This is a genomic window from Paraglaciecola sp. (assembly GCF_030730205.1).
Lineage (GTDB): Bacteria > Pseudomonadota > Gammaproteobacteria > Enterobacterales > Alteromonadaceae > Paraglaciecola.
The window spans coordinates 1-6,849 of the sequence record NZ_JANQVQ010000333.1; the positions used below are offsets into that span (position 1 = coordinate 1).

Annotated in this window: 4 protein-coding genes and 2 pseudogenes; all 6 read right to left on the bottom strand. The window is 39.6% G+C overall.

The window, feature by feature from the left end:
• Positions 1 to 239: pseudogene (locus NWQ57_RS22095) on the bottom strand (hypothetical protein); the annotation flags it as partial.
• Between the two features lie 2 nt (positions 240 to 241).
• Positions 242 to 3,190, bottom strand: a pseudogene (locus NWQ57_RS22100) (CRISPR-associated endonuclease Cas3'').
• Positions 3,187 to 4,188 (bottom strand): type I-F CRISPR-associated endonuclease Cas1f, encoded by a 1,002-nt coding sequence (gene cas1f, locus NWQ57_RS22105; protein ID WP_306024354.1) that lies wholly within the window; start codon positions 4,186 to 4,188, stop codon positions 3,187 to 3,189. The pseudogene NWQ57_RS22100 and the gene cas1f overlap by 4 nt, the downstream one beginning before the upstream one ends.
• Before the next feature lie 142 nt (positions 4,189 to 4,330).
• Positions 4,331 to 5,176, bottom strand: coding sequence for a WYL domain-containing protein (locus tag NWQ57_RS22110; RefSeq protein ID WP_306024355.1), 846 nt, complete (start codon positions 5,174 to 5,176; stop codon positions 4,331 to 4,333).
• 112 nt (positions 5,177 to 5,288) lie between these two features.
• Positions 5,289 to 6,008, bottom strand: coding sequence for a hypothetical protein (locus NWQ57_RS22115; RefSeq protein ID WP_306024356.1), 720 nt, complete (start codon positions 6,006 to 6,008; stop codon positions 5,289 to 5,291).
• Positions 6,009 to 6,478: 470 nt separating this feature from the next.
• Positions 6,479 to 6,849 (bottom strand): hypothetical protein (locus NWQ57_RS22120; protein ID WP_306024357.1); only part of this gene is annotated, 371 nt, incomplete at its 5' end.

Here is a 6,849-nt window from a genome sequence, read left to right on the forward strand (position 1 = left end):
ATATAAAGCGGAGTCTTTTTAAAATCGATATCTGTAGCCTCTTTTCGATATTTATAACCTGTTTCTTCCTTCACTTTACCTGTCAAATTAGAGTAACCTCGCAGTTTTGGTAAAGTATGATTATCTACCGTTTTTCCTGCATCACCTGTTAATGATGTCGGTCCATTCCAGTTCACTACTCCATGCCCAAGTGCTTTAATTTTAAAATCAACGCTTTTAATACCTGTTACTTTTTCCATGATTAGTCCTTTGTATTGGTTAAGTTTTTGATTGAAATTGCGCCTATAGCTTGTTGTTCACATACGCCATAGTAAATAGCTGAGTTATGCCTCGACACCTCACCGCCAACAGGTAGTAAGTCGTTTGGGCTGTAACTCAGATAGATAGGAAACTCAGGATCTTTTGCATCGTTGAGTAAGATAAAGTCTTTGAAGGCTTTTTTCTCACCCATAATGTTGTGATGCTTTTTCATCATATGAGTCAAGAGGTTGTTATTACTGTCACCATAGCCTTGTATCAGTTCACATGATGCCGTTAAGTTATCTACTTCAATATTTTCGTCAGTTGAAATGGTGTAAGCATAGCCTTCGATAAAAACGGGATTAGTTTTATCGTTCAAATCGCATAACGCCATTTGCACAAACCGACTATCTCCACGTAGTGAATTACTACTAATTTTGGCGCGTTGTTTGTCTTGTTTTTTGCGCGTTATCATAGTTTGTGGTTCACTGATTTTGGCGGTAATAACGCCAACACTTTTTTTCATCGCTGCCACCATGTCTTGTTCAATAAACTCTAGCGCTGATGGTTGGCGGTAAAACGATTTGTATATTTCGTATACATTGGCAATCGTTTGGATCTTATTACCGTTTTCGGTTTTTTCGACCAATACGTTGTACCAGGCTCTTGCGGAAGAAAGTTCGTTAGAACTTGCGAGGAAACGAGTAACTGAACCTGTGCCTTTACCAGCTTTGAATGTTTCAGGAACCGCAATGGTATAGCGATTAATTTCTTCATTCTGGCCAAAGCGGTCTAAACGTCCCATGCGTTGCAAACAGTTTTCTGCGGTGGTGATTTCCGACACCATATAATCACAACTTATATTTAAAGATGCTTGTACAATAGGGCCGCTTCTTAGAATTTCGTATGCTTTGTTACCATCACGCTTGAATGCTTCAAACACCCTACTAAATAATTGCTTTTTATCACTTTTCTTGAATTTAGAATGCAGCAGAATAGCGTTTTCTTCACTTAGATTATTAATAAAACTCTTTTGCGCTGTGGTTGCTGTATTGCTTATAACAAATGTGGTGAGCGACTGTTTTTGGTACAGTGGATTGCTCTGATTTTCTTGCGTTTCATCGTATGTTGTAAATTCAAATTGATATTTTTTATCATTAAACGATGCCATTTCCACTAGGTCATAATCCACATCAATATTTAAGACTTCTTTGAGATAAAAATAGTAAGGTGTTTCTGAAACCAATAAGGTGTTAGCGCCATTATTCAACTCGTTTCTGGAAGCTATTAATTCGGCAAACAAAAGGTTAAATGCAGGCATGTTGATGTACTCATGATATTCATCAAATACCACGTGTGCGCTTAGGTAATTTAACAAACGGTCAGCTTTAGTATGGCTAATTACACTACTCAACAGTTGATCAATCGTGGTGATCACAATGTCACCAGTCAGATATTGATCTTCGGTCGTACTATTTTCGAAACTGTCGGTACATTTAAACTCGCCAGTAAATAGTTCTACGGTGGCATCTCGTAAATAGGGTTCATCAGAGGCTTTCAATTCAGTAAACATGCCTTGGCATATTTGCACTCTGGGGCATACCCAAATTATTTGTTGGGCAACCCTCAATTCAGCCCATTCCAACGCTATTTTGGTTTTTCCGCAGCCTGCCGCACCGGCTAGTACTTTGACTCTATCTGCATCCTGCGCCAATTTTTGGGCAACCAATGTTTGCTTGTCGCTACGTTCGCTATCTGGAAAACTACGAATGCATTCCCGAATGTGTGCAGTTAAATCACTCTCTATGGTGACATTAGTTATCAATTGTTCACTAACAAACTCATTTAAAGTTTTGTGTTTAATGTGCTGAGCAAGTTCTTTCGCTGACAAAGACGAAACCCAACGATCTGCAGTTATGAGGCAAGCTCTAATTTCATTATTATTCGAATTGGTGCGAACCTTACTTTCATACTCTCGAATATTTTCAGCCGCTTCATACTCTTTATAACTTGGTAAAGGAGTATGTTCATAATTAACTAATGTTTCGTCATCTACTTCGCTCATAAACGATTTTTTCAAGTAGCTTTCGGCGCTGCCACGGTAATTTATGTCTAGCTCGCAGACTTTATTTAACATGACAATTGAGTGTTCAGAAATCAATGTCCAAGCTTTATCTGCTAAGCTATTTTTTAGCTTGCTATAAATCTTGCCGTAGGTATCGAAGCCATCTTTGACATTAGGCCGGAAGGGCTTGGCATGATGCCAATAAATAGCATGTTTAATAGATTGTTTAATTGGCCTAATATCTTTCGCTCTATCGGCTATACATTGAAAGACAAGGGCAGAAATTTCATTGTGCCTTGGATGTTTTTCAAAACTAAACTTCACAGTATCAATATGCTGACCATCGTCGGCTTGATAATTTTTACTTTTTGGATCAATCACCCATGTTTGAAATGATGGATCTAACTTACCAATATCGTGCATGCAACCAGCAATAAATGAGGCATTTGCTTGATTTTTTTTACTTGGATAAAAGTAGCTATATAAAGCTTGCGCAACATAACCAACGGCAAATAAATGGTGGTCTAATCGTTGTTAATGAGTATTTTCGTAAATCACAAAATTTTTCGGTTTATCCTGCGTAAAATCCATTGGAACCTCTTTTTCTGTTGTATTTACCGGCACCACGCCCAAACTATTAAACTTATGTCTATTTCCCACCACCCATAAAAACTGGCTTCGCGCGCGGCTGCGTATCCAGTGGCAACTTACTGCGGTGCTTTTGCTGGCGGTTTGACGTAGCATTTTTTTAACGGTTAATAAGCCATCTTTGGTGATCACGGTTTGCCAGGTGTTGTCGCCTATTCGGTCGGCAAAGGCATCCAGCACTCTGCGCGTTTTCTTTAATGCGTTTTTCTCACACTGACTGACAAAGGTGACCATCATAAAATGGCAACCTCTTGCTCGTTTTTACCTTGCAAAGCGACTTTTTTAACTTGCTCAAACATAAAATCGAGGGCTTTGTGGTCAGTAAACTTTTGCAGTATTTGCTGGCGAAATTCTTGTTCGGTGGCGTTTTCTTTGGCGCAGATAAAGGCCCAAGGCAACACGATGGCGTCTTTAATTAAATCAGCAATATCAAACACTAAAGCACCACGGCGGGTTTTACCGTGCATGACGGCAAACCCGTGGGGAATGCCTAGCACCCACAAGGTGGTGGCAGCTAAACCATAGGCTAAGTAGTTGCCGTGATTAAGAAAGTCGTTGGCTTTGTCGATGTTGCCCTTTGTTGTGCCTTGGTGCTGGCGGGTAAAATCACTGGTGCCGGTATTGTTAGCGGCAAACTTGTAAAGCACTTTGGTGAGTTGTGCTTCGGTCAGTAGTAAGTCAGATGATTTTTTGGCATCGGCAGTACGTTGTTCAAAGGTGCTTAATGCGCTTGTAATACTGCTGTCATTTAAGTTAAAACCTTCTTGTTTTAACTCTTTGTCTTTAGTCCAAACAGTGTGTAAGTATTCGATTCGCGCGGTTTGAAATTGTTTGGCGGCCTCAAGGCGTTTGCTGTCGTCAAACCAAAATGACAACCAGCCTTGAATGTATTCGGTAGGCCGGTATTCGCTTTGTGGGTTTAACCATTCAATCTCGTTGCCCATGTACAAGGGTGTACCACCGCCACCAGCAAAACCCAATAGTACGCCGGCTTGTGCCAACATGCGCACCGCAGCTTGGGTAATTGAGGTGCCATTGCCCAGCATTAACACTGTGGTATTAGCTATAGGAATATTGAAATACTGGTTTTCACCGTTTTTTTGCGAAGAGTTGGCTTCGGTCAGATACAGCACCCGCCCATCTTTTTGCATGACTCGGCAATATTCGAGGTAATACAAATTAGCTCGTTTAGAGTGCAATATGGTTTTTAAATCAGAGGGTGATAAGTCTTTCATTTCTTTGTGTTCATCCTTTAACAAGCCTCTTATTTAAATTGGTTTATTTAACACCGTAAATGTCACCTAATTTTTTACTCGCCTCAATCCCTGAAATATAACCAGTAAACTTTGTTTACAGGTCTTTATGCCAAAAACAACTTTAACCACTGAATAGCCATTTTTTTATGTCACTTTCGTTTACCAATACTAGTTGCTGGGCCTCAGGTGATTTGTCGTGAAACTTAAAATTAACCTGCAATTCCTGCAATAAATATTGGGTAAGGGCGGCGCGGGTTTCGATAACTAATTGCCCGTTTTGCATTCGATAGTCTTGCTCTAATACGTTTTTTTGCGCTGGACTTAGCCGTTGGTCTGGAGCGAGTATGATATTAATTAAGGTATTCCAGCCATCATCTTGCTCGGAATTATGTGAAGCTTTATCTAGTAGTTCTGGCTCGCCACGAAAACGACTCAGCACAAAATCGCGGAAGGCTTGATGTTTTTCGTCATAAGCTCGTAAGTGCCAACGTAAACCGGTTTTAACAAAAACATGAGGCTGTATTATCCGTCCTTCGCCATCAGGGTTAGACAAAGAAATATAATCTACTTCAATTCTACTTTGTTGGTTAATAGCGGCCACTAGGGCGCGCATTATATAGGGAGACACTTGTCGACTTGGTAAACGTAATGATGTGTAAGTCAGTGGATTGATGGCATTTATTTGATATATGGGCTGGGTTGGAGACATACTCAGCCATTCTAAATATTGTGTCACATCTCCATTGATATGATAGTACTTAAAATGTGGCGTGGGTAAAAAGCCTTTATCACTTGAACTGTAATTTAAGTTTAGCGGGTAGTGCTCTTGGTAAGCGCGAAGGTAATCTCCGGCGTGTTTTCGACTGATATTAAAGTACTTAACTAAATGAGTGGCGTTTACCTTACCTTGCCAATAGGCAATCAGTTCAATTAAATGCCAATGAAGGTCCTTTTCATCTTTTATCACGGTGCTATGACCTGTTGTTCTTTTTCACCACTATGTAAAAATTTTAACCTATGGTCAACTTGCTTTTTTGAGATAAATTTCAACCAAGTCACAAATGTGTTTGCAAGTTCAGTTAATGAGACCTTCGAGAAAAATGAATCCCCTTTGTATGATGTAATAAATGCTTTTCGGGGCAATAGATACTATTGAAATTCCATCCGGTGTTGACTGTCGACTTCGGTTTTATTATTTGACGTGCAGAATAGCAACATTGGCATATTGGGCAAAATGCAGTGCCTACCCCTTGTTCCACCACTTTTTGTATAACGTAAGACATTCGTCCCCATTCCTGAGGCACTCGAGCAATAAAATTCAGCTTGTTGTCTCGATATGCTAACCATCTAGCAATGGACGCTTCATCACTATGATAGCCGCCTTTACTCAATCGATCATCTGATAGGACCGTGGCTAACTCGTTGGCATCAAAAATGAAAGTGGATGGCAGGTATTCATATTCGGCTTCATTCAATCCTCTAGCAAACACTTGTTGCCCGCATAACGGTGGCGAATCCCATAATGCTTTAAGAGCGATTTCTCTTTCTTTAATCGCTTTATCAATATCTAAGTAGGGGATCGCGCGAAAAATGTCTGAAAAAACAAATTTGATTTCCCTAAACCATATAATCTGAAACACCAAGACTGGCCAAAATATTAGCCAGGCGATTATGTGAAAAATAAGTTGCTCAACACGAGTACGGTTTTTTACGCGCCGTCGAATAATGGAAAAAATAATTAAAAATGTAGTGGTAATAACAAGCCCAATCATGAAATACCACATTACGACATTTAACATTGAACATCCTTTTTATAAAATAGTGAACCAGTGCCTAACGATGTATTGTTGACCCCTACACAGATTGCTATTTACATTTATGCTCAAAATCTTACTTCACAAAAGTTGCCAAGCCAATCTTCACAAAAACACACAAAAATAGAGTTTGCCATAATTTTGCCAAAGTTTGTCTATCGCCTTGCCGCAAGGCCTTACAGGTCATGATTTTCCTAATACTGCGTTAGTAATTAGCGAATAAAAAGCCCTAGGGATTTCTTGTCCGACTCGCTATTAAACGCTCTCGCTGCTGGTGGATATATTGCAGTGAAACCAGTGATTTTAACAATCTCTTGTAGTGAGATTGTCTGAAATGATCGTCCAGATCATAGATATCAAGAGGTGAGCGTGACATCAAATAGTATGAAATACTGAAAAAAGACTGAGTTAAACCTAAGACGTAAAAGAACGTACGCAACTACTTTAAAATGAACTTACAGCTCGTTAACCTCGATACCAAAAGCTTTAATATGGTCAAATCCTGCTTGATTGTGCGCAAGCATTTCCAACTCAGAGTCTCGATTTTTAGGGAAATACATCTCTTGGCAATACCATTCATAAGTCACGTCACCAGATTCTAAAATTTCATGGTAACGCCAATTGGTAAATCGACTAACACCGTAAGCACCTAGTACAAAAATACCATCCATCTTTTTCAATTTGTAATGGCATATGCTTGACCCATTGGAAATTGAGCCCTGCGGATTCTTGTGCAACCATTCGAGGGTTATATCATTGGCTATAAAACCTTCCATCAATTGATTAAATTTTGTGACCATATCCATGCGATCTGTCCTTAAAGTTT